Origin of the sequence: Arcobacter venerupis, assembly GCF_013201665.1 — a bacterium.
GTDB classification, from domain to species: domain Bacteria; phylum Campylobacterota; class Campylobacteria; order Campylobacterales; family Arcobacteraceae; genus Aliarcobacter; species Aliarcobacter venerupis.
Map to the genome: position 1 here is coordinate 2563568 of NZ_CP053840.1, position 24373 is coordinate 2587940.

A 24373-nucleotide genomic window follows, 5' to 3' on the forward strand; every position below is an offset into this window, starting at 1 on the left:
TTAATTTTTAAACTTTACATTTATTCATATTAAATAAATTTCAAGCTTTTTTTAGCACATTTCAACGCTAAAACTCCCTATTTATAGGCTCTAAATCCTTTCCTGATTTCTACCTTAAATTTATTTGCTATTTCAAAACCCATAAAAACAATTCATTTTAAATGGTGTATAACTTTCTTGTTAGTTTTCAAGTATAATAATTATGATGAAAATAAAGAAACAATAATAAAAATCAATAAAAAGAAAGGTAGATGAGAATGACTTCTGCAATAGATTTATCTAAATTAACAGCAAATGATGATTTAACACCAGTTCTTGGTGGATATTGGCCTGGTATTCAAATATATTACCCACCAATCAAATTTAATCCACTTGATGGAACATATGAAAGTATGGAACAAGCGAAATTAAGACTACAAAAACACGCTTATAAAACAAAAGCACATACTGTATTATTTGATTTAGAAGATGGTTGTAGACAAAAAGCTATGTCAAGGGAGTTATTAATTCAAGAGTTACCAAAATTTCCTGAGCGAAATTTTCAAATTGCTATCAGACTTAATCCATTTAGAACTGAAGAGTATGAAGAAGATTTAAAAATGTTAAAACAAATCCACCAATATATTGATGTTATTGTTTTAGCAAAAGCTGGAGAAGTTTATGGAAGTGCTGAAATTAGAGATTTATCTTCTTGGTTAATTTCAATCGGAAGTAAGTTAACAATTCAACCAATTATTGAACATCCAAAATCTTTACAAATTGCAGATAGATTAATGGAACACTCAACTGTAAAACATGTTGTTTTTGGAATCCATGACTTTTCTAAAGCTATGGCTTATAAAATCACTCCTCAAGGATGGATTAATGAGTTAGAAACTTTCTTTAATATGCTTACAATGGAAGCTAGAATTAAAGGTAAAGGAGTTATTGGTGGAGTTGAAGTTATGTTAACACCACACTCATTACCTGATTCTTGTGTTGAGAAAAAAGATATTAGAAGATGGTTAGATTTACATGGTGATGATGCATCTAGACATGTTTATGCTCATGCAATTAGAGAAAATGCAATGGGATTAACTGGTAAACAAATCATTACACCAAATCATATTAATATCTGTAAAGTTGCATTTACTCCATCTCCAAATGAGCTTGCAAAAGATATTAGAATTTTAAAAGCTGCAATTGAAGCTGATGCGCTATTAAGTGGTGCAATTAGATATGAAGGTGAAATGTTAGATCCACCAATGTTTGGTAAATCTTTACAAAATATTTTAAGAGCTTACGCATTAAGAAGCTTAGAGAAAGAAGATGAAATATTTGCATTATCTGTATTAAATAGAATGCCAATTCACACATTTAAAGAAAACTGGCCATACGGTCAAATTTAGTAGGGAGAAATATTATGAGTTCAAACGTTAAAATAGAAATACCTGAATTTTTAAACATTGGAGTTGCTTGTACTTCTTCTCATGTGGGAACACCTAAAGAGAACAGTATCGCAATGATTATTGAAGATGATAAATTAGGTACAGATGAAATAACTTATAAAGATTTAGCTACTAAATCTGATCAAGTTTGTAATTTCTTTACAGGAATTGGTCTAGAAGCAAGAGATAGAGTTCTAGTTTGTTTAAAAAACTCATTAGCCTACCCTATTTCTTTTTTTGGAACTATGAAAGCAGGAATCATTGCAGTTCCAACTTCAACACTTTTAAGTGGTAGCGAAGTTAAATATCTTGCAGAAGATTCTCAAGCAAGAGCGATTGTATTATCAGCTTCTATGTATGAAAACTTAGTTCCTTACTTAGAAAACCTTGATAATTTAAAAACTATTGTAATTGCAGGAATTGATAGTGTTGAAAATATCAAAAAACCAAAAGGTATTAATGTTTATTCATTAAATGAAATTTTTAAAAATACAGATAAAACTCCTAATCACTATAACTCTAAATCAGGTGAACCTGCATATTTAGTTTATACATCAGGAACAACAGGTTATCCAAAAGGTGTTTTACACTCTCACAGATCACTTGTTGGAAGAAAACCAGCAACTGATTTTTGGTTTAACTTTAAAGAAAATGACAGAATCATGCACTCTGGTAAATTTAACTGGACGTATGTTTTAGGTTCAGCTCTAATGGATCCATTGTTTAATGGGCATACGGTTATTGCTTATGAGGGTGCAAATGATGCATCAACTTGGATTAATTTAATTAAAAAACATAAATGTACTATTTTTATTGGAGTTCCAACAATTTATAGACAAATTATCCAAAAAACTGATTTTACTTTAGAAGATTGCCCATCTTTAAGATATTGTATGTCAGCTGGTGAGCATTTATCTGATGAGATGTTAGGTCTTTGGAGAGAAAAATTCAAACAAGATATTTATGAAGCAATTGGAATGAGTGAATGTTCTTATTATATTTCACACTCGATTTTTAACCCAATCAGACCAGGAAGTGCAGGATTTGTTCAGCCAGGGCATACTGTAAAACTACTTGACCCAGATACTTTAGAAGAAGTAAAAGATGGGGAAGAAGGAATGATTTGTATTGGAGAAGATGATCCAGGATTATTCTTAGAGTATTGGCAATTAGAAGAAGAAACTGCAAAATCAAGACATGATGGATATTTCTTTACAGGTGATTATGCGAGACGTGATGAAGATGGATACATCTGGTTTATTGGTAGAAAAGATGATATTATCAATACATTTGGATTTAGAGTATCTCCACATGAAATCGAAAGAGTTGTAAAAACTCACGATGCAGTTGCTGATTGTGTTGCTTTTGGTTTAGATATTGGAAAAGATAAAACTATTGTTGCAATAGCTGTTATTGGACATGAAGAATTATCTGAAGAAAAACAAGGAGAGATTTTGGCATTTGCTCAAGCAAATTTAGCAAAATACAAAGCTCCAAAAGAGATTTTTGCAATGCTTGATTATCCAAGAACTAAAAATGGAAAAGTTTTAAGAAAACAACTTGTTAAACAATTACATGAAAAATACCATGCTATCGAGACAGGAACAAAAGTTGTAGAATATAAGGCCAGACGTTCAATGTTATTTGTACCTGCTTACAATAAAAACAATGTTCAAAAAGCAAAAACCGTATTAGCTGATACAGTAATTTTTGATCTTGAAGCAATTTTACAAGAGCAAAGAGAAACTGCAAGAGCTGTAATTAGAGAAGTATACAAAGAAGATGGATCTAAATTTGGTGAATCAGAAAGAGTTCTTAGAATCAATAATATTGGAAGTGAAGATGCAGCAAAAGATTTGACACTTGCTGGTGAAATTGAACTTGATGGTTTATTATTTTCTAAAATTCAAACGAAAGAAGATGTTTTAGAAGCAGTTAAATTAACAGAAAAAATAAATCCAGACTTATCTTTGATGATTATGATTGAAACTCCATTAGCTGTTTTAAATATTCATGAAATTTGTGCAGCATCACCAAAAGTTGAAGTTGTAGTTGTTGGTTCTAATAAACTTGCAAATAGACTGCATATTGATGTAAAAAAAGGTTCAAAAGCAATGGTAAATTATTTATCACAAATTGCTCTTGCTTCAAAAGCTTATGGTAAAACGGTAATTGATGGACCACACTTTGATGTACACGATGAGTTTGCTTGTGAAGATTCAACAAAAGATGCCTTTAATTTAGGATTTGATGGTAAATCATTAATACATCCAATTCAAATTGAATATATCAATGATATTTTTACTCCAAAACAAGCTGAAGTTGAAGATTATGAAAAAATGATTGCAAAATATGAAGAAGCAGTAAAAGACGGTAAAGAAGTAATTTTACATAATGATAAATTAGTAGATTCTTCAAGAATTAAATGGGCTAAAAAGATGATAACTTTATATGAAACATATAAAGCTTTAGGTCAAAACCTATTTAATAAATAAGGAGTAAAATTTGTCTAAGATAAACATGGGTAATTTTTTTGAAGATTTTTCAATCGGTCAAAAAATCGTTCATCCACTTCCAAGAACAATAAGTGATGGTGATGTATCTTTATACATCGCTTTCACGGGTTCTAGATTTGCCCTACACTCTTCTGATGTAGTTGCAAAGGAAATGGGTTATGATAAAAAACCAATTGATGATGTTTTAATGTTCCATCTTACATTTGGAAAATCTGTTCAAGATGTTTCTTTAAATGCAATTGCAAACTTAGGTTATGCAGAGATGTCTTTTCCAAATCCAGTTTACGTGGGTGACACAGTTTCTATGACATCAACTGTAATTGGATTAAAAGAGAATTCAAATGGTAAAAGTGGAGTTGTTTATGTTCACTCTATTGGTGTTAACCAAAATGGCGCTGTTGTATTAAACTTCAAAAGATGGGTAATGGTTCATAAAAAAGACCACTCTACTTTAAGTGGAGTAAATGAAGTTCCAACTTTTGCAAAAACAACACCAATTGCAGATGTTATTAATATTCCAACAATTAAAACTGTAGATACAGATTCAACTGGTGGAAAATATTTCTTTGAAGATTATGTGCAAGGGGAAAGATTAAATCACCCAGAAGGTATTACTATTGATAATAGTGACCATACATTAGCAACAAAGTTATATCAAAACAATGCAAAAGTACATTTCAACGACCACATGATGAAAAGCACACCAATGGGTCAAAGACTTATGTATGGTGGAATCATCATTTCAATGGCAAGAGCTATTTCATTTAATGGTTTACAAAATGCTCAATGGATGTATGCAATAAATAGTGGAGCTCATGCAAACCCAACATACGCTGGTGATACAATCTATGCTTATACTGAAGTTGTTGAAACAATTGAAGTAAATAGAGAAGATATTGGATTATTAAGATTAAGAACTATTGCTCTTAAAAATCAAACTCCAAAAGAGATTGAAAATCCAAAAAGTGAAGATGGTAAATATTTACCAAATGTTGTTCTTGATTTGGATTACACGGTTGTAATTCCAAAGAAAAAAACTGAAAAAAAATAATACAAAATTTAAATTTAATAAAAAGGAAATAATATGACACACCCTAATGAAGCACTATTTGGTTCTGGAGACAACTTACCAATCATCCCATCTTGTGAACATTTTGCAGGTAGCGAAAAGCTAATCTTAAAAGGTTTTGAGATGCAAAAAAAATTAGGACCTGTTTTTGATATTACTTGTGACTGCGAAGATGGAGCTGAAACTGGTAAAGAAGTTGCACATGCTGAAATGATCGTAAGAGTTGTTAATTCTGATGCAAATCCTTATGGAATGGCTGGAACTAGAATCCACGATTTTGACCATCCAGATTGGAGACAAGATATTGATATTTTAGTACCAGGTGCTGGAGAAAAATTAGCATATATTACAATTCCAAAATCAACTTCTTATGAAGATGCAAAAACTCAAGTTGAATATATCCAAGAAACTGCAAAAAAAGCTGGAATTAAAAGAGAAATCCCTATTCACGTTTTAATTGAAACTCATGGTGCTTTAAGAGATGTTGAAAAAACTGCAACACTACCATGGGTACAAGTTTTAGACTTTGGATTAATGGACTTCGTTTCTGGTTACCAAGGTGCAATTCCTGCTTCTAATATGAGAAGTCCAGGTCAATTTGAACATAGATTAATTGCTGCTGCAAAAGCTAAAGTTGTTCAAGCTGCACTTTCTAATCACATTATTCCTTGTCATAATGTTACACTTGATTTAAAAAACCCATACCAAACTTACAAAGATGCGGAAAAAGCAAGAAATGAGTTCGGGTTTATGAGAATGTGGTCAATTTACCCAACTCAAGTACAAGCTATTGTTGATGCTATGAAACCAGACTTTACAGAACTTGAAGCTGCACAAAATATTTTAATTGCTGCTCAAGATGCTGAGTGGGGACCAATTCAATATGATGGTGAATTACACGATAGAGCAACTTACAGATATTTCTGGGAATTAGTTCAAAGAGCAAATTTCTCTGGAACAAAATTACAAGATGAAGTAACTAAAAGATTCTTTTCTTAATCCTTTTCACTTAAGGCCATTTGGTCTTAAGTTGTCTTACAATATTTGAACTTTTTTCAAATGAGAAAAGCTCATACTAATATTAAAATAATTTTCAATTCTTCAATTTAAAAAGATGTATTTCATCTGTACATTGGTATAATAATGCAATTTCTAAAGTAAAGGAAAAAAGATGAAAGTAATTAAAGAACAAGATATAGTAGATAGTATTGCAGACGCCTGTCAATACATTTCATATTTTCACCCAGAAGATTTTGTAACAGCTATGGTTGAAGCTTATGAAAATGAAAAAGGTGAAGCTGCTAAAAATGCAATTGGACAAATTTTAATTAATTCTAAAATGTGTGCATTGGGACATAGACCTTTATGTCAAGATACTGGATCAGTAAATATTTTTGTTAGAGTTGGATTAAAAGCTAACTTGGAATTAACGAAAGAATTAGTTGATGTATTAAACGAAGGTGTTGCAAAAGGATATACTGATCCTGATAATACTTTAAGATATTCTGTTGTTTCTGATCCTGCTGGAAAAAGAACTAATACTAAAAACAATACTCCTGCTGTTATTCATGTTACTGTTGATAATTCTGATGAATTAGATATTACTGTTGCTGCAAAAGGTGGAGGAAGTGAAAACAAATCTAAATTTGCTGTATTAAATCCATCAGATTCTATTTATGACTGGGTTATGGCAAATGTTAGAGAAATGGGAGCTGGATGGTGTCCTCCTGGAATTTTAGGTATTGGTATTGGTGGAAATCCAGAAAAAGCTATGCTTTTAGCAAAAGAATCTTTAATGGGTCATGTTGATATTCATGAACTACAAAAAAGAGGTCCTCAAAATGCTTTAGAAGAATTAAGATTAAAATTATATGAAGATATTAATAAAATAGGAATTGGTGCACAAGGATTAGGAGGATTAACAACAGTTGTTGATGTTAAAATTTTAGATTATCCATGTCATGCTGCTTCTTTACCAGTTGCAATGATTCCTAACTGTGCTGCAACTAGACATATTCACTTTAAACTAAAAGCTGGAGAAGGTGTAGCTAAATTTAAAAAACCAAATTTAGATTTATGGCCAGATATTGAACTTCCAATGGATACAATTAAAAAAGTAAATATTGCAGACTTAACTAAAGAGAACTTATCTCAATTTAAATCAGGTGATACATTATTATTAACTGGAAAAATTTTAACTGCACGTGATGCTGCTCATAAAAAAATTGTTGAGTACAAAAATGCTGGTAAACCTCTTCCAAATGGTGTTGATTTAAAAGACAGATTCATTTATTATGTTGGACCTGTTGATCCAGTAAGAGATGAAAAAGTAGGACCTGCGGGACCAACTACATCTACAAGAATGGATAAATTTACAAAAGACATGATGGAAATTGGAATCATGGGAATGATTGGTAAAGCTGAAAGAAAACAGCCAACAATTGATTTAATTAAAGAATATAAATCTATGTATTTAATTGCAACGGGAGGTGCAGCATACTTAATTTCTCAATCAATTAAAGATGCTAAAGTTCTTGCTTTTGAAGAAATGGGAATGGAAGCTATTTACGAATTTGATGTAGAAGACATGCCTGTTACTGTGGCAGTTGATACAGAAGGTGTTTCAATTCACACTACTGGTCCTGCTAAATGGAGAACTATTTAATTTACAAAAGGCTTTTGCCTTTTGTAGTTTTAACTTATAACTTTATACACTTCTATTACCTAAAATAATCCTTATACCAACAAACTAGATTCAATTTTTGACTTTAAGAAGATAAAATAAATGTTATTCTTTCCCACTTAAAAGATAATAATATAGGAAAATAAATGTTATTAGATGATTTAAAAGATTATTTAGGTTTTGCTGTTGCTGGAAATTTTGCTAATCACTTAGGTGAAGCGGGAGAAGCTAGTGAATTTGCAGTAATAAAAACCGAAGAAAAAGATGCACCAAAAGGAATGTTTCCTTTTTATATAAAAAACCATAACAGTTTTTTGGGAACTTATCCAATATGTGATGAAATTATTTTAACACATGGAAGAGAAAATGAGAATTTACAAGTTGAAGCAGAAGTTGCATTAATTTGTGACTTTGAATACAAAGATGGAAAAGTAATTGATATTATTCCAAAATATTTTTCAGCCTTTAATGACTGCTCTATTAGGGTAAATAATGGAGAGAAATTAAGTACTAAAAAGAACTGGGGAATTAATACAAAAGGAATTTCACAAGATATTATAGAGATTGATAACTTTACTGAAAAAGGAATTTTAAGTAAATATCATATCTCTTCATTTATCAAAAGAGATGGAATTGTATATGATTATGGAACAACAAGTGCTGTAAAATCATATAGTTACTTTTTTCATCAATTAAAAGATTGGATGATAAATAAATTAAATACCCAAGAAGATTGTGGACCACTTGAAGAGTTAACTCAATTTATGACTGAGGCAAAAAATTCAAAAGGTATTTTAATAGCAGCAGGTGCAACTGCTTATACAGAATTTGGAAAACACAATTTTCTAAAAAAAGGTGATGAAATTTTTGTTTATGTTTATAATGCCCATGCACATAGTTTCTTAGATATTATGAATGATATGTGCGGGATGGATACTTATTTAGGACAATGTTCAAAACTTCATCAAATAGTACAATAAACAAAGCTTTTAAAAGCTTTGTTTTATTAAAATCAAGTATATATTTTCATATATAAATATATACTCTTATATAAAGATATATAAAAACTTTATAGATTAATTACTTTTTTTAAATTTTTTGAATCAATATATAAAACATCATTTAAGCTGTCAAAAACATTTGCTGTTGCATCTTCAATTTGAGCTGATATTTCTCTTAAAAGTTTATTTTCAACCCTTTTTGCATTATTCTGAATATAAAATCCAATTTTTTCGTGAACTTCTTCATGATTTGTTTTTAATATATTCCACTCTTTTGACTTTGTAAATGGTACATTTTTTTCTTCACAAGAGATAATCCATTTTCCCATGTTACAAGATTTACAATCTACTACTTCACAATTTTCAAAAGAATCAAGTGTTGAGAAATATTTCTTTTTTAGATTTATATGATCATTTTTATATTTTGAAATATCTTTCATTAAATCTATATTTTCAACCATTTCATAATAATTCTTATCTATTTTTGCTTGTGCAGTTATTTGTAATAATCTGCTTGAAAGTTTAGATACTTCTTTTGATAAAACATCAATATTTGAAGAGGTAAAGGCATTTTCTTGAGTTGCAATATCTAATCTTGAAATTGTTTCATTTATTTGAATAATACCAACTTCTTGCTCTTTACTAAACTGTGTAACATTTTGAATAATATCTTTTGTTTGAGTAATTTTTGAAGTTAAACTCTCATATCCTTTTATCATATTTTGAGCTATATCTTTTCCCTCATTTGATTTTAAACTAGCACTCTCAACTAAATTTTTTATTTCACGTGCAGCTTCTGCACTTCTAGAAGCTAAGTTTCTTACTTCTGCTGCAACAACAGCAAATCCTTTTCCTGCTTCTCCAGCTGTTGCAGCTTCAACCGCAGCATTTAAAGATAAAATATTTGTTTGAAATGCAATTTGATCAATTATTGAAATAGCTTGATTAATTGCTTTAACTTTTTCATTTATTTCATCCATAGAATTTGAAGTTTGGAAAGCAAATTTACTTCCAATAGTTGCAGCTTCGTTTACATCATTTGCAATATTCATCATTTGATTCATATTTTGATTGTTATTTCTTATATTTGAAGTTATTTGTTCAAGGGCAGCTGAACTTTGTTCCAATGAACTTGCTTGTTGCGTTGAAGAAAGAGCTAATTCATTTGAAGAACTCGCTAAAATTTTAGTATTGTTTTCAAGTTCAATTCCAGCATTTGTAATCATTGCAATTAATTGAGAAGAAGAATTCCCTAAAAGTTGTGTTGATGTACATAATGTTCCGAAATCACCATACATACCCCTCTTTTGAACTTCACTAAGTTTAAATACATAATCAGATTGCATATAACTATTTAACAAAAGATTTATATTATCAATTTTAGATTTTGTTCTATTTAACATCTTATTTATAATAAGTCTTAAATCTTCAATATCTTTTGTTACAGCTTTTTGTTTTATTGTATACTCAAAAAATCCATTATTTACTTTTTCTATTACATCTGATATTTCTAAAACAACTTTTTTATCTTGTTCTTGAATCTCTTCAATTTTTTTAATTTGAGAGTTCATCTCTTTTGTCATTATTGCAAATTCATCATTTCCTTGAATATCGTGTAAAGTTACTGTTTCTTTTTCTTTCATTGAATAGGCTAAAAATTCATTTAAATTAGCTTGAAAATTTCTCATTGATATAACAATTTTTCTTGTCATAAAATAAATAATAATAAATATTAATATAGTTAAAAATGTTATAAAAGCTAACTCAAAAATTATTTGATTTCTAAAAGTTGTAATATTTGTATTTACATAAGAGATTAAATCATCATATAGTTCTTTTTGAGCATTTATTAATAAATTAATTTTATTAGTTGATTTCTCTTTCCAGTTTATATTAGCACCATAAATATTATTTGATAATTGATTTAAAGCATTAATGGCATTTTTATTATCAATCTTTTCTTTATTTGAAGAGTCATTATCAGATTGAGAAATATCATATGCATTTGCTATCATTAAATCAAATGTATCTTGTAATGTTTTTAACAAGACAATTTCTTCAGGAGTTGTTCCATCAAATTTTTCATAATATTTTATAACTTTTAAAAGAGAAGAGTGTTTTGATTGCATTTTATTTAATAATTTATCATCTTTGTTTTCTAAATAATCTTTGTATAAATTAATTAATCCTCCATAACCACTAAGTTCTTTTATTTTTAACATAAACTCATTTTTCTGACTTTTTAAAAATATAACTTTTCTAATATTATCAATTTGTTCAAAATCATTAGATGAAAATATTTTTTTTAGATTCTCTAAGTCCTCATTAAATATATTATTTTTTATAATTTCTAAATAAAGATTTTGTTTTGAAACTGATGTTAAAAAATTATTGTAATTATCCCCAGAAATATTTCCAATATTTAAAATATTTCTAATATATTCTTGCTCATCAAATGATTCATCTATTAAATGGGAAAATGCAATATAAGATTGAGAATATTTTAATAAATCTGCAATATTTGAATATTTAAGTAAGTTCTCTACAAAATTTGTTAAATTATCAATTTGTGTTGTATAAATTCTTTCTAATTCTTCTTTACTAATTTCTAGTTTTAAACTTTTTTGTCTTATCTCATCAATATTCTTAATATTTGTCTCATAATTTAAAATCTCTTTATTTGAATCTTCATCTTTAAAAAAAGAGTATTTTTTCAAAGATTCATTTAATTTATTAGTTGACTCATCACTTTTGATCTTTTGATTTTTTAATTCCTCAACATATTCTTTTCCATAAGTCTCTAAAAAAAGTATTGAGAATTCTCTTTCTTTTTGTAGATTATGAATTAACGATGAAACATTTTCTAAAAAATAAAGATAGTTTAAACTCTCATTCATTTTTATATTTTTTTCATATTTATCTTTAATTGAGATAAAAGATAAAATTAATATTGCAATAATAGGAAGTAACAATATTAAAAATATCTTATGCTGTAATTTTAAATTATTCATTTTTACCCTTAAAAAATTTTTTTTGTGTAATATATCTTATATTTTTTAAAAGTGGAATTATTGATTATTTTTTGTAATCAAGATGTAATCTAAGGATTATTAATAAGTTATTTAATTTTGATTTTTATAATTTTAGTACCAATGAAGATATTTTGATTATAATTTCAAAAATATTAGGAGTAAGATATGTTAAAAGAATTTAGAGATTTTCTAATAAAAGGCAATGTAGTTGATATGGCAGTTGGATTTATTTTTGGAGCTGCTTTTGCAACTTTAATCAAATCACTTGTAACAAATGTGATTATGCCTCCAATTGGATTATTACTGGGAAGAGTTGATTTTTCACAATTGTTTATCTCTTTAGATGGAAATTCTTATGCTACTTTAGCAGAATTAGAAAAAGCTGGAGCTCCTGCAATTAAATTAGGTTTATTTGTAAATGATACAATTTCATTTGTAATTTTAGGTTTTGTAATGTTTATGTTTATAAAATCATATAACAAATTAAAAAAAGAAGAAGTTGTTGAAGAAAAAGCTCCAACTACAAAAGTTTGTAGTGAGTGTGCAATGGAAATTCCAATTGCTGCAAAAAAATGTGGACACTGTGGAAATACAGCAGTATAAAACAAAATATTAAAAGGCAAATGCCTTTTAATTATAAATCAACTAAAGCTTTAAAAGAGACTCCACATCTTCCAAGATTTTCTACATTTACATGATTTCTTTCATTTATTCTATCATCTTCAATATATTGATACTTTAACTCTAAAACTACAGGTGTAATATCTCCTGAAATTTTATATGTATCATAATATTCACAAAACATTGCACTTTGTGAAGATGCTATCATTGGAGGAAAGCCTTCCATTACATTTTTTACATCTATTTCAAACTTTTCAATTTCACTCTCATCTTTTCCAAGAGGCATTGCACATTTTTGAACTTTATCAACATTATCTTTATTTACAAAACAAATAGTTGCTTTTTTAGTTTTTAAGATATTTGCTAATGAATCTTTTGGACTTCCATCATCTTTTTTCCCAATTGAAACAATTAATAATGCAGGATTTGAAGAAATAGGAATAAAATATGAAAAAGGTGCAGCATTTAAAACACCCTCATCTTCAGTTACTATCCAAGCTATTGGTCGTGGAATTACAGTTCCTGACATAATTTTATATCTATTTAAATCGTCAATATTTTTATAATCTAAAATCATCTATTTCCCTTTTATATTTTAAATTCTTGTTCTACATTTTTAGCAATAACTTCACCTTTTAAAGTCAAATAAGAATCAGTAATAAACTCTTCACTTCTAAGTTTTTTTAAAAGTTTTTTTCCCTCTTTTAAAGAAAATAAATTTGTATTTTCTAGTTTTAAAACAACATCATTTAAAGACTCATCAACTTCTTTTTTTAATATTGCTAACAATAAAATCTTTTCGTTTATATCCATTTCAAAATCCTTGTGTAATAAAAAGCAAAAGCTAAAAATCCTACTCCTAAAAGAATAGTTATTATATCTACAGAAGTTAAACTTGCCATTAATCCAATAAATAAAGTTGTTAGTACACATGAAAGCATAAAAAACATATCGTTGTAAGAAATAACTCTTCCTATAAATCTTTCATCACAAGTATCTTGGATTAAAGCATAGGTAAATGACCATAAAATCGTGGTACTTAGTCCCACAAAAAATAAAGCTATCAAAGATATATAAAAGTTTTCTTGCATAAATCCCCATAAAATTATGCTTAATCCTTGAAATATCATTAAATAGTGTAAGTTCTGTTTTGTAACATATTTTGATATTAACATAGGTCCAATCATCAATGCAACTGCTCTTACAGCATTTGATAATCCAATTGCTAAAGGAACAGAGATAACATATTTATACTCATTTTTTGCCAAAATAGTAATCAAAGCATCAAAAGAAGTTAATCCAACACAAGAGTGTAAAAAGATTAAATGTAACATTATCTTATGGTTTTTGATATAAATAAATCCATCTTTTATAAGTTGAAAGATTTTGTCTGTTGTAACACTTGCTTTTACAACAAAATCAATATTTATAAAAATTATTAAAGCAGTAAAAAATATAAAAGCATCAATAATAAAAGCTACTTTTACACCATAAAGATTTACAACAAAACCACTTATTGCCATACCAGCAGCATAAGTAAATGACCAAATAATTGAATGTATTTCATTTGCAAGTTGTAATGGTTTTTCTCTTAATAGTTTAGCTAATAGTGACATTTCTGTTGAAAAAAACATAGAAGCAGCACTCATTCTAATAAAAATGAAAATCATCAAAAGCCAAAGTTGACTTTTGTCATCTATTGTTAAAAAGCATAAAGTCATTACTAACTCAACTATAATAAGACTTATCATTAAAGGTTTGATTTTAACTCTATCAATTATTGCACCTGAAAAAGGAGCAATTAAAATTGCTGGTAAAAAGTGCATAGCAGTTACTAAAGAAATAGCAAATTCTGTTGAGCCAAAATTTACAAGCATAGTATAAATAGCTACATTTGAAAACCAAGCTCCAAAATAAGAGATAAATTGAACAAGGGATAAATCCCTTATAATTTTATGCTCTCTAAAAAGTTTACGATAGTTCAATTTCCACCAATACTTCTTGGAATATTGCAGAAAATGAACTTTCATCTTCTTTTGCAGGAGTTAGATAATTAGCATTTTTATTTCCTGCAAAAAAGAAAGCACAATTACTTTTTACATCATCATTTATTTTTACAATAAATTTTGCACTTCCATATTTTGAAGATATATTAACAATATCTTCATCTTTAAAATTTGTTGTTGCATTTAAATATACAAAATTATCATTTGTAAATTGAGAATTTAGTGATTTTTTACTTTTTCCTGTAATAAAATAAAAATTATCATTTGTTTTTTCTTTATATAAAGGTTCAATGTCTAACTCTTCTACAAAATCGAATGTTTCAAAATCTTCTAATTTTGGTTTATGATTTTCATAATATGAGATAATTTCATCTTCTTTTTTTAACTCTTTTAAATTAAATTGTTCAATTAAATAAGAAGTTAATTCATATTCACTCATTGTATTTTCATCTTTTGCAATTACAACATCCGAAATAGATTTTAATTCATGACCATAAGATAATCTAACATCTCTTTTTGATAAAAAAGAACAAGATGGAATAATCAAATCTGCATATTCACAAGTCTCATTTAATGTAGTTCCAAAATAAACAACAAATGTTTTATCTAAGCCATCAATTACTTTTTGAGTATTAGGATGAGAAATAACAGGGTTTCCACCTTGAATGAAAACTAAATCATACGAAGAAAATTCAACTTCAGGAATTGAAACTTTTTTATTTGTTCCTTTTATTTCAAATGGTTTTTCATAACCAAATCCTGAATCACTTAAATACCAAATTCCACCAGCATCTTGTTTGTGGAATCCCATGTATGCAGCAAAAGAATCAATACATCTAGTAATTTGAGCACCTTCAAAATATTTTTGAACTCCTAGTCCTAAAACAATAGCTACTTTTTTATCTTTAATTAAATCAAAAAATTCATACACTTGTGAGAGTGAAATACCAGTTGTTGCCTCATATGAAACAAGTGGTCTATTTCTTGCTATATCAAAAAACCAATCTGCACCATTTCCAAACTCTTCAATAAATTGCGAATTTTCTAAATCTTGCATATGAGCAAATCTTGTAAATAATAAAGCTAATTCATAATCAGTTTTTGGATTAATTTGCATATGTATTTGTGATTTTTTCGCAATATCAGTACAAAGAGGATCAATAGTTATAAATGTTTTGTCTTTTACTAAATTATACATATGAGAAGAAGTTACAGTAAAGTTTCTTCCCCAAACAATAATAATATCCGCATCTATTAATTTCTGAATTGGTGGATTAATTACATTCTGTCGCCCTGCTTCAATTCCAGCACCACCACCACCATCACACAAACTACCTTTAGTTAAAGTTGCTCCATATTGTGTAAAAAAGTTTTTTGTTACACTTTGCATTACCCCAATATTTCCACTTCCTTTATAAAAAAGTGTTTTAGAAGGAGTCGTTGTTTTTAATTTATCAACTAAAATATTTAATGATTCTTTTAATGAAATTTCATTGCCTTCAAAAAAAGATTTTTTTAGATTATCTTCTTTTAATAAGTTTGCAAAATTTACACAAAGCTTTCCATTAGTAGTTTTATGCTCTTTTGAGCCTTTTATGTTGCCATCTATCATTTGCCCTTGACAAGCATCATAACAGTCTAAAGGACATGCTACTTTATTATTTGAATTCAATTTTCACCAACCTTGAAAATATTTTTACATCATCTATTATTAGTTCCACTTTATATGCTGAAATATTTGTAGCATCTGCAACATCATAAATTTTTGATATTTTTATATCACTTTTTTTACCATCTAAATAAATATCTTTATTTTTAATTTCATCAATTTGAGCAATTGGAACAAAAAATTCCAGTTTGCCTTTAGATAAATCTTTTGCCTCATAAAGTAGAGTTCCAGGATTTACATAATCTCCATCTTTTACTGCAATATTAAAAATATAATTTGACTTTTCTACTAATTTTTTATTATTTATTGTATCTTTTAATGTTTCAATATTTATTATCATATCAGCTTTTGAAGATTCTAAATTAATTACTTTTAATTTTTGAGTATCTTTTTCAAAGGCTGATTTAGAACTTACTTGATTTAATCTATCATAATTGTTTTTTTCAATTTGTAACATTTCGTCAATATATTTTAATTTATTTTTTGATTGTTCAAGCTCAACTTTATTAACTTGTGAATCTATTTCTATAATTGTTGAATTATTTGCTTTTAATCCTTCAATTTTAGAATTAGAATATATTATTTTTCCAGCAACTGCCGCTTTTACTTCATAACTTTCTATTGGTTCTAATTTTGCATAATATTCATTTGCAAATATTGATGAAATCAATATTAAATAAATCCATATAATTTTCATATATTTTCCTTATATTTTTTAAAACTCTAACGTTCCCTCAATTGCAAAGTTTGCTTTTGAATCAAGTTCAGCATGAGATAAAACTGAAATTTGTAAACCAAATTTCTCATAAATTTCTGATATTCTTTTTCTTAGAACAGGGTCTACAACCATTGTTACTTTTGAAAAACCTTTTGCTTCAACATCATCTAAAAGTTTTTTTGTTTTTGTTACAAGATTATTAATCTCTGCTATTGAAATCATAAGCTGTGAAACTCCATGGTGTTCTTGAAGTTTTCCTATAAACTGTTGCTCAAGGTCAGGTTTAATTGTAACAATATGTAAAACACCATCATTATCTTTAAACTTTTGCGTAATAAGTCTATATAGTTTTGCTCTTACGTGTTCTAATAAAATTTCTGGAGCTTTAGTAAATTCTGCAATATCTGCTATTGCTTCAATAATAGTTAGCATATCAACAATTGGAATTTTTTCATGTAATAAATCTCTACAAACTTTTAATAAAGAACCATAAGAAGTTACTTTCATAGCTTCCTCAATTACAATTGGGAAATCTTTTTTCAATCTTTCAACAATATCAACAATATCTTGTCTTGTAATAATATCTTCTGCATGTTTTTTGATAATTTCAGAAATATGTGTTGAAATAATTGTTGGAGCATCTACAACTGTAAATCCTTTCATTAAAGCTTCTTCTTTTATATCATTAGTAATCCATGTGGCATCGAGATTAAATACAGGTTCTTTAACTTTTAATCCAACTAATTTTTCATTTGCTAATCCACCCATTGCAAGAAGTTTATCAACTTCAACTCTTCCTTTTACAAGTGGAATTCTTTTTAAATATAATTGATACTCATTTGGTGATAAATTTGCATCATCAGAGATTCTAATTTGAGGAATAACAAAACCTAATTCACTTGCAATTGTTTTTCTAATAGCTCTAATTTTATCAAGTAATTCAGAATTTCCTTGTACAAGTTGTAATAATCTGATTCCAAGTTTTAACTCTAAAACTTCAAGTTTCATTATATTTTCAATTGTTTGAGTTTCATCAGCAATAGCCATGCTTTTCTTTTTCTCTTTTAGTACATTGATGTCATCATCAACTTTTGCTTTAACAATTTCTGTTTTAAAGAATCGAGTAATTGAGTTATCTTGTTTATCATTTATCATATTTATCACATACCCTATAAATATCATTAAGAAACCCATACCCATTAAAATACCAGTTGGGAAACCTGGGATAAAACCAAAAAGAACCATTCCAATACCCAATAAAATCAATGCTTTACTGTCATTAATTAATTGAGAAATAGATTGGCTTGCAAAGTTTTCTTCATCCATGTTAGAACGAGTAATAATAATTGCAGTTGCAGTTGATAAAATTAAAGCTGGTATTTGAGCTACTAAACCATCTCCAATAGTTAGAATAGTATAAATTTCTCCTGATTCACTAATAGTCATATCATGTTGAAAAAGTCCTATTAATATTCCTCCAACTAAGTTCACTATTGTAATAATAATACCAGCAACCGCATCACCTTTTACAAACTTTGAAGATCCATCCATCGCTCCATAAAAATTTGCTTCTGAAATTAGACTTTTTCTTCTAGCTTGTGCTTGTTTATCATCAATAAATCCAGCATTTAAATCAGCATCAATGGCCATTTGTTTACCTGGCATTGAATCAAGTGTAAATCTAGCAGTTACCTCAGCAACTCTTGTTGCACCTTTTGTTACAACCATAAAATTAATAAGTACTAATATAATAAATATAATAATACCAATAACCATATTTCCACCAACAACGAATTCACCAAATGCCGAAATTATCGAACTTACAGCATCTGGACCATTATGTCCTTCACTTAAAATTGACCTTGTTGTTGCAATATTTAAAGATAGCCTAAAAAGTGCAAATATTAAGATAAGCGTAGGGAAAGTTGTTAAATCTGATGGTTTTTGTATGTATAAAGATATTAATAAAATAAGTAAAGATATAGATAATGAAATTACCAAGAAGAAATCTAAGATTCCTCTTGGTAAAGGTACAATTATAATTAATAATATAGAAACAAATAGTGCAACAACTATTAAATCTTTAGTAAAAAACTTTTTTATATTCATATATTAATTATAATTAACTAGTTAATTCATAAAATTAACTAATGACAATTGACTTGTTTTATTAATTGTTGAATAAAGTGCAGTATATGTTAGTTCCAAAGCTTTAGCCTCTACTGCAACTTTTGTCATATCCGCACCACCAATATTTTGAGATAATATATCATATTGAGTTAATTTAGAAGAAATATTATCAAGAGCATTTTCAAATAATTTATTTCTTCCTCCCAGTTGTGCATGAGCAATGTTAATTCCGTCATAAGCCTTATTTAACTCTGTACCACTTTTACTAATCAATGCTTTTGATTCTTCATCACTAATAGGATTACCAACACTATCAACTTTGTTTAAAGCATTTATTGTATTATCAATTAAATCAAAAATACTTGTTTTTGCTTCAAATTTTGTACCATCAGTCGATGGGAGAGTTGCAGTATATGTTGCAGGTGTTAATCCATCATTTGTTATAGGAGTAATAGTTTCAGTTGTTGCAACTCCATTTGAATCAAATTTTGTTAAAGTATCATTTGTTGGAGAATTTAATTTCCATTCATTGCCATCTTGATCAAGAATTCTATCTGAACCATTAAAATTTAGATTTTCACCTTTATAAGCAGTAGCACTGGGATACATCATCATATCAAATCCAGTAACTCCTTTTTCTCTATATGATCCCTCCTCAACAGCAACTTTTCTAAGTTGGTTGTTTCCAACGTAAGTTACTTTTCCATTTGAATCTTTTTCAAATGGTTTAATTGTTGAGTTTGAGCCTGCAAATACATATTGACCTTCAACTTGAGTATTAGCAAACTGATAAAGATTCTCTTTTATTCCTGAAAGATTTGCACTAATTGCTGCAATTCCCTCCGCTGTAGTCGTTGCAGTATTTGCTTTACTTAATTCCTGTATAGCATTTTCAAATATTTTCTTTATAGAAGCCATACTGGAATCAGCTACATTATTTTGAGCAGTGGTTCTTTCAATTTGAGTTTGTAATCCTTCATAAGTTCTAACTTTTTCATCAACTGCTATTAATCTTGAATATAAAGTAGAATCATCACTTCCCTCTTGGAGTTTTTCTTTTGTGCTCATTTGATAAGTATTTAATTGTTGTTGAATATTTAAATTACTCAATCTATAAAGCATTTGATCTGTTTGATTAATCATTGTAAAACCTTTCTAAACATTGTTACTATCTCATCAAATCCAAAGACTTTCTGAGTATCTTGAGTTAGAAATTCTCTTATTTGTTCTTTCTTTGACATTGCGTTGTCAAGTTCTGGATCCATTCCAGTTTTATAAGCCCCAACTCTAACCAACACTTCATTCTCTTTTATTAATGATAATACCCTTTTTAACTTTAAAAAATCATTATAGTGCTCTTTTGTAACAACCTTATCCATAACTCTTGAAGCAGATTTCAGCAGATTTATTGGAGGATAAAATCCTTGTTCAGTTAATTCTCTTGTTAATACAATATGTCCATCTAAAATAGATCTACTTTGATCAGCAATTGGATCATTCATATCATCACCATCAACTAAAACAGTAAAAAATGCAGTAATTGATCCTTTTTTATTATTTCCAGCTCTTTCCATTAATTGAGGTAACAATGCAAATACAGAAGGTGGATATCCTCGACTAACAGGTGGTTCTCCTGTACTTAGACCTATTTCTCTTTGTGCCATAGCAAATCTAGTAACTGAATCCATCATTAGTAGAACATCATGTCCTTTATCTCTAAAAAACTCTGCAATTGCCATCGCAGTAAAAGCTCCATATTTTCTCATTAAAGCTGATTCATCTGAAGTTGCTGCAATGATTACTGTATTTTCTAAATTATTATCCAAATTATAATGGATGAATTCAGGAATCTCACGTCCTCTTTCACCAATTAGAGCAACAACTTTTATCTGTGCTTCACAACCTTTTACAATCATTCCCATAAGAGTAGATTTTCCTACTCCTGAACCTGCAAAAATACCAACTTTTTGTCCTTTACCACTTGTCAACATTGAATCAATTGCTTTAACACCTGTTGCAAATTTTTGTTCAATTATTCCTCTTTCAAGAGGAGGCATTGAAAGTTTATTTATTGGCGCATTTTCTTCTAGATTAGTAATTTTTCCCAAATTATCAATTGGTTCACCTAAAGCATTTATTACTCTACCCAATAAACCATAACCACATTTAACAGTTAATCCATCTTTTTGAATGTAGACTTTATCATGAATTCTAAATCCATCAATAAAAGAAAATGGAACAATTGTAAATGATATATTATCAATTGAAGCTACCATTCCTAAAACAGTATATAAATGTTGAACTGATTCTATTTTCACTATATCTCCAACAGCAACTTCTAAACCTGTTGCTGTTAAAGTTGTTGATGAAATATTTTTAATTCTTCCAAAAGGAATTGATAGATTTGTTGAGTCAATTCTGTTTAATATATCTTCAATATCCATTACATCTCATCACACATTTTTTTATATAAACTATCAACACTATCTTTTACTTCTTTACATTTTAAAATATATTCATCTCTTTTACTCTTATTACCCATAGTATCATATAAATTTAAAATATCATAATAAATTTTCACTTCATCATTAGGTTTGATTTTTCGTGTATCTTTTAAAGCTTCAAGTAATAAATCAGCTGATTTTTGGTTTTCATTTGATTCTTTAGCTATTTTTGCAAGTTCAGTTTCAACAAAAGGAGAATAAACAAAAACTTTTAATTCTTTTTGTTTATCATATAATTTATTCAAAATCTCATTTGCAAATTTCTTATCATTATTTTTTAATAAATTAAAATAATAATCATAATAAAAATCTATAATTACAGGATTATTCTCATTTACTTTAAAAAAATCATGATGAATATTAGCATAAGCAAAGAATTTTTCAAGAGAAATGCTATCATCTCTCTGTTTTAGTATTTGATACCTATATAAAAACTCATTTGCCAATACATTTGAATCATCAACCATCTCAACTTTTGCAGAGAATTCTAAAGCTTCATCACTTAATCCTAAACTAAATGCCATTCGTTCTAAATATAAATATATATTAGCATCTCTTGTTTTATCAAAAGTATCTTTTATTTGTAAATAAGCTTTTTCATATGGTGATTCTACTAAACACTCAAAAAAAGAGTATTTAACTGTTTCATCTTCTATTAATTTAACTAAAGTTTCATTTCTAGAGGTTTTTAAAATATCATTTAATTCAGTACATTTTCCTTGTGCTAAATAATCTTTCATAATTTGAATATTTATTTCATCGTAAATATCACTTATACTTTGATAACCAAATCTTTTTACAATATCATTAGAAATTTTGTTATAAACTTTTTCAGCTTTTAATATAAGCTCATATTTTTTATCATTCATATTATTTAAAAGCTCTTGCAAAAGAGCTTTTTGTTGCATTGCTTCTACTTCGAGATATTTAGCAGATATAACAGTTGGACTAATAAATCCTTGTCTCATTAAAATTTCATCAATATACATTTTTGCATCTTTTGCATGTATACCTTGAGAAAAATCATTAATAATATCTTTATACAAATCTTTTGCTTTTTCTAAATAATAATTTGTTTTATCATACATAAGCATATACGTATTAGCTAATTTAAATTTAAAATCTTCAATTGAATCTTCTTTTGTAGTTCTTTTTAATAACTCATTTAATATCTCAGCTGCATGTTCTGGCATACCTGCTTTTATTAAACGATTGATTTTTTTATTTGCCAAATATGAGTCATTAGCATAAAAGTCAATATTTGTTTTTAAAACTTGTGTTATTAATTCATTTGCTTTATCGTATTTTTCATCTAAAATATAAACATCAAATAGTTCATCAGCGACAACTGTAGCAATATTTTTATCTTTTGTTACTGTTAATATCTCATATAAATATTTTATTGCTTTTGGATAATCTTTTTGATATTTATAAACTTTTGCCATAGAAATTTTTCCATAAGTTTTTGTTAATTCATCATCAAAATTATCAATTATAATTTGCGCAAAATATTTTGCATCTTCAATTTTATTTATTTCCAATTTTAATTCAACTAAAAGCATATAAGCTTTTGCTAAATCATATTGGTTAATTTTAGAAGAATTAATTGAGGCTTCTAGTTCAGTTGATGCCTCAAGAATTAATCTTTTTGATTGTTTTTTTAAAGCAAGTTCAGCATATAAAAGTATTGTATCAGAAACTAAAATATTAACTTTATTTTTATCTTTAAAGCTTTTTACTTGATCATAAGCATCATCAATTTTTCCATCACGTGCTAAAGTTCTTGCATTTTGTAAAATATCAAAACCATCATTTATTGATTGTTTTCTTTGCTCTGAAATTTGTACGCCTGAAGAATCAATAAAACCATAATAAAAATCTTTTTTTGCATATGACACATTTAATATTAAAAATATAATTATTAATAATCTCAATTTTTACCTTTTATTTTTTAATTCATATACATATGAAAATATTTCAGCCATTGCTTTATAAAATTCACTTGGTATCTCTCTATCTATATCTATTTGATCATACAAAGACCTAGCAAGTGCCGGATTCTCTATAATGGGTATTCTATTGTCTTTTGCAATGTCTCTTATTTTAATTGCTAAAAAATCAATACCTTTAGCTACAATTTTTGGTGCAGAATCAACTTTATTGTCATACTTTAAAGCAACAGCATAATGTGTTGGATTTGTAATAACAACATCAGCTTCAGGAACGGAATTCATCATACGTTTTTGAGCCATTTGCATTTGAATTCTTCTAATTCGACCTTTTACTTGAGGATCTCCCTCCATATTTTTAAATTCATCTTTAATCTCTTGTTTACTCATTCTTAAAGACTTTATATAATAATGTTTAGTAAAATAAAAATCTATTATAGCAAAAATAATAATAATAAAAAGAATTGCGCTAAGGAAATAAACAGATAATTCAAACATAGTTGCTATTGTATCTTGAGTATCTTGATTCATCATTGTCAAAATTTTTTGATAAGTTAAAGAGAAAATAATAAGCATTACTACAGTAATTAGTGTTAACTTTGCTAACAGTTTGAATGCCTCAATAAGTTTTTTAAATCCAAATATATTCTTTATACCTTTGATAGGATCTAATTTCTGTAAATTAAAACTTATAGGTACAGTAAGAAAACCAAATTGAGCAAGATTACTTGCTAATACTAATACTAATACTAAAATAAATAAAGGGGCTAATGCTTTTAAAAGAGTCAATGTTATTTGAAAAGTTATAGTATAAAATAATGGACCATCTAATTCTTGACCAATAAAACTATAAGAAAATAACATCAATTTTTTAATTTCAAGTAAAGAGTATGAAGAAAAAAAAAGAAGGTACATTGTCCCTAATGTCAATACTGTGGCACCTGAAATTTCTGCAGATTTTGCAACATTTCCTTCTGCCCTTGCATCACTTATTTTTTTATCGGTGGGTTCTTCTGTTTTATCATCATCAGCCATATGAAAACCTTAC

The 24373-nt window shown here is 27.7% G+C and carries 17 protein-coding genes and 1 pseudogene; 7 read left to right on the plus strand and 11 right to left on the minus strand.

Translation table 11 applies throughout. The annotated features are described in order from the left end of the window. Positions 1-257: 257 nt before the first annotated feature. The 6 genes from AVENP_RS12725 (at position 258) to AVENP_RS12750 (ending at position 8675) form a co-directional block, all read left to right on the plus strand. The gene (locus tag AVENP_RS12725) at positions 258-1388 is read left to right on the plus strand and encodes an HpcH/HpaI aldolase/citrate lyase family protein (RefSeq protein WP_128359639.1); all 1131 of its coding nucleotides are present in this window, start codon (positions 258-260) and stop codon (positions 1386-1388) included. Positions 1389-1402: 14 nt separating this feature from the next. Beyond that, a complete protein-coding gene (locus AVENP_RS12730; RefSeq protein WP_128359640.1) occupies positions 1403-3922 on the plus strand; it encodes an aldolase/citrate lyase family protein in 2520 nt (839 codons plus the stop codon). Positions 3923-3932: 10 nt separating this feature from the next. Beyond that, entirely contained in the window at positions 3933-4994 is a 1062-nt protein-coding gene (locus AVENP_RS12735) for a MaoC family dehydratase (RefSeq protein WP_128359641.1), read from the plus strand. Between the two features lie 33 nt (positions 4995-5027). Then, a complete protein-coding gene (locus tag AVENP_RS12740; RefSeq protein WP_128359642.1) occupies positions 5028-6011 on the plus strand; it encodes an HpcH/HpaI aldolase/citrate lyase family protein in 984 nt (327 codons plus the stop codon). A 172-nt stretch (positions 6012-6183) separates the two neighbouring features. Further along, complete coding sequence (locus AVENP_RS12745) at positions 6184-7677, plus strand: fumarate hydratase (protein ID WP_128359643.1); 1494 nt, start codon at positions 6184-6186, stop codon at positions 7675-7677. Between the two features lie 164 nt (positions 7678-7841). Further along, on the plus strand, positions 7842-8675 hold the full coding sequence (locus tag AVENP_RS12750) for a DUF5718 family protein (protein ID WP_128359644.1): 834 nt from the start codon (positions 7842-7844) through the stop codon (positions 8673-8675). A 668-nt stretch (positions 8676-9343) separates the two neighbouring features. Here the strand turns inward: AVENP_RS12750 and AVENP_RS12755 are convergent. Continuing rightward, a pseudogene (locus AVENP_RS12755) lies at positions 9344-11707 on the minus strand (methyl-accepting chemotaxis protein); the annotation flags it as partial. 186 nt (positions 11708-11893) lie between these two features. Here AVENP_RS12755 and mscL point away from each other — a divergent pair. Then, complete coding sequence (mscL, locus tag AVENP_RS12760; protein ID WP_128359646.1) at positions 11894-12331, plus strand: large conductance mechanosensitive channel protein MscL; 438 nt, start codon at positions 11894-11896, stop codon at positions 12329-12331. Between the two features lie 31 nt (positions 12332-12362). Here the strand turns inward: mscL and AVENP_RS12765 are convergent, their stop codons facing one another. The 10 genes from AVENP_RS12765 to flhB are packed head-to-tail and all read right to left on the minus strand — an operon-like array spanning position 12363 to position 24360. Continuing rightward, a complete protein-coding gene (locus AVENP_RS12765) occupies positions 12363-12926 on the minus strand; it encodes a flavin reductase family protein (protein ID WP_128359647.1) in 564 nt (187 codons plus the stop codon). Between the two features lie 11 nt (positions 12927-12937). Continuing rightward, the gene (locus AVENP_RS12770; RefSeq protein WP_128359648.1) at positions 12938-13162 is read right to left on the minus strand and encodes a hypothetical protein; all 225 of its coding nucleotides are present in this window, start codon (positions 13160-13162) and stop codon (positions 12938-12940) included. After that, positions 13153-14334 carry an MFS transporter gene (locus AVENP_RS12775; RefSeq protein ID WP_228201893.1) on the minus strand — a complete coding sequence of 394 codons (1182 nt, stop codon included), beginning with the start codon at positions 14332-14334 and terminating at the stop codon, positions 13153-13155. The genes AVENP_RS12770 and AVENP_RS12775 overlap by 10 nt, the downstream gene beginning before the upstream one ends. Further along, on the minus strand, positions 14321-16027 hold the full coding sequence (locus AVENP_RS12780; protein WP_128359650.1) for a molybdopterin-dependent oxidoreductase: 1707 nt from the start codon (positions 16025-16027) through the stop codon (positions 14321-14323). Before AVENP_RS12780 ends, AVENP_RS12775 begins: the two co-directional genes overlap by 14 nt. After that, positions 16014-16721 carry an efflux RND transporter periplasmic adaptor subunit gene (locus tag AVENP_RS12785; protein WP_128359651.1) on the minus strand — a complete coding sequence of 236 codons (708 nt, stop codon included), beginning with the start codon at positions 16719-16721 and terminating at the stop codon, positions 16014-16016. The genes AVENP_RS12780 and AVENP_RS12785 overlap by 14 nt, the downstream gene beginning before the upstream one ends. A gap of 18 nt (positions 16722-16739) precedes the next feature. Then, complete coding sequence (gene flhA, locus AVENP_RS12790; protein ID WP_128359652.1) at positions 16740-18851, minus strand: flagellar biosynthesis protein FlhA; 2112 nt, start codon at positions 18849-18851, stop codon at positions 16740-16742. 21 nt (positions 18852-18872) lie between these two features. Further along, positions 18873-20015 carry a flagellar hook-associated protein FlgL gene (locus AVENP_RS12795; protein WP_128359653.1) on the minus strand — a complete coding sequence of 381 codons (1143 nt, stop codon included), beginning with the start codon at positions 20013-20015 and terminating at the stop codon, positions 18873-18875. Then, entirely contained in the window at positions 20012-21316 is a 1305-nt protein-coding gene (gene fliI / locus AVENP_RS12800; protein WP_128359654.1) for a flagellar protein export ATPase FliI, read from the minus strand. Before fliI ends, AVENP_RS12795 begins: the two co-directional genes overlap by 4 nt. After that, positions 21316-23310, minus strand: coding sequence for a tetratricopeptide repeat protein (locus AVENP_RS12805; protein ID WP_128359655.1), 1995 nt, complete (start codon positions 23308-23310; stop codon positions 21316-21318). Before AVENP_RS12805 ends, fliI begins: the two co-directional genes overlap by 1 nt. A gap of 3 nt (positions 23311-23313) precedes the next feature. Further along, on the minus strand, positions 23314-24360 hold the full coding sequence (gene flhB / locus AVENP_RS12810) for a flagellar biosynthesis protein FlhB (protein ID WP_128359656.1): 1047 nt from the start codon (positions 24358-24360) through the stop codon (positions 23314-23316). Between the last annotated feature and the right edge of the window lie 13 nt (positions 24361-24373).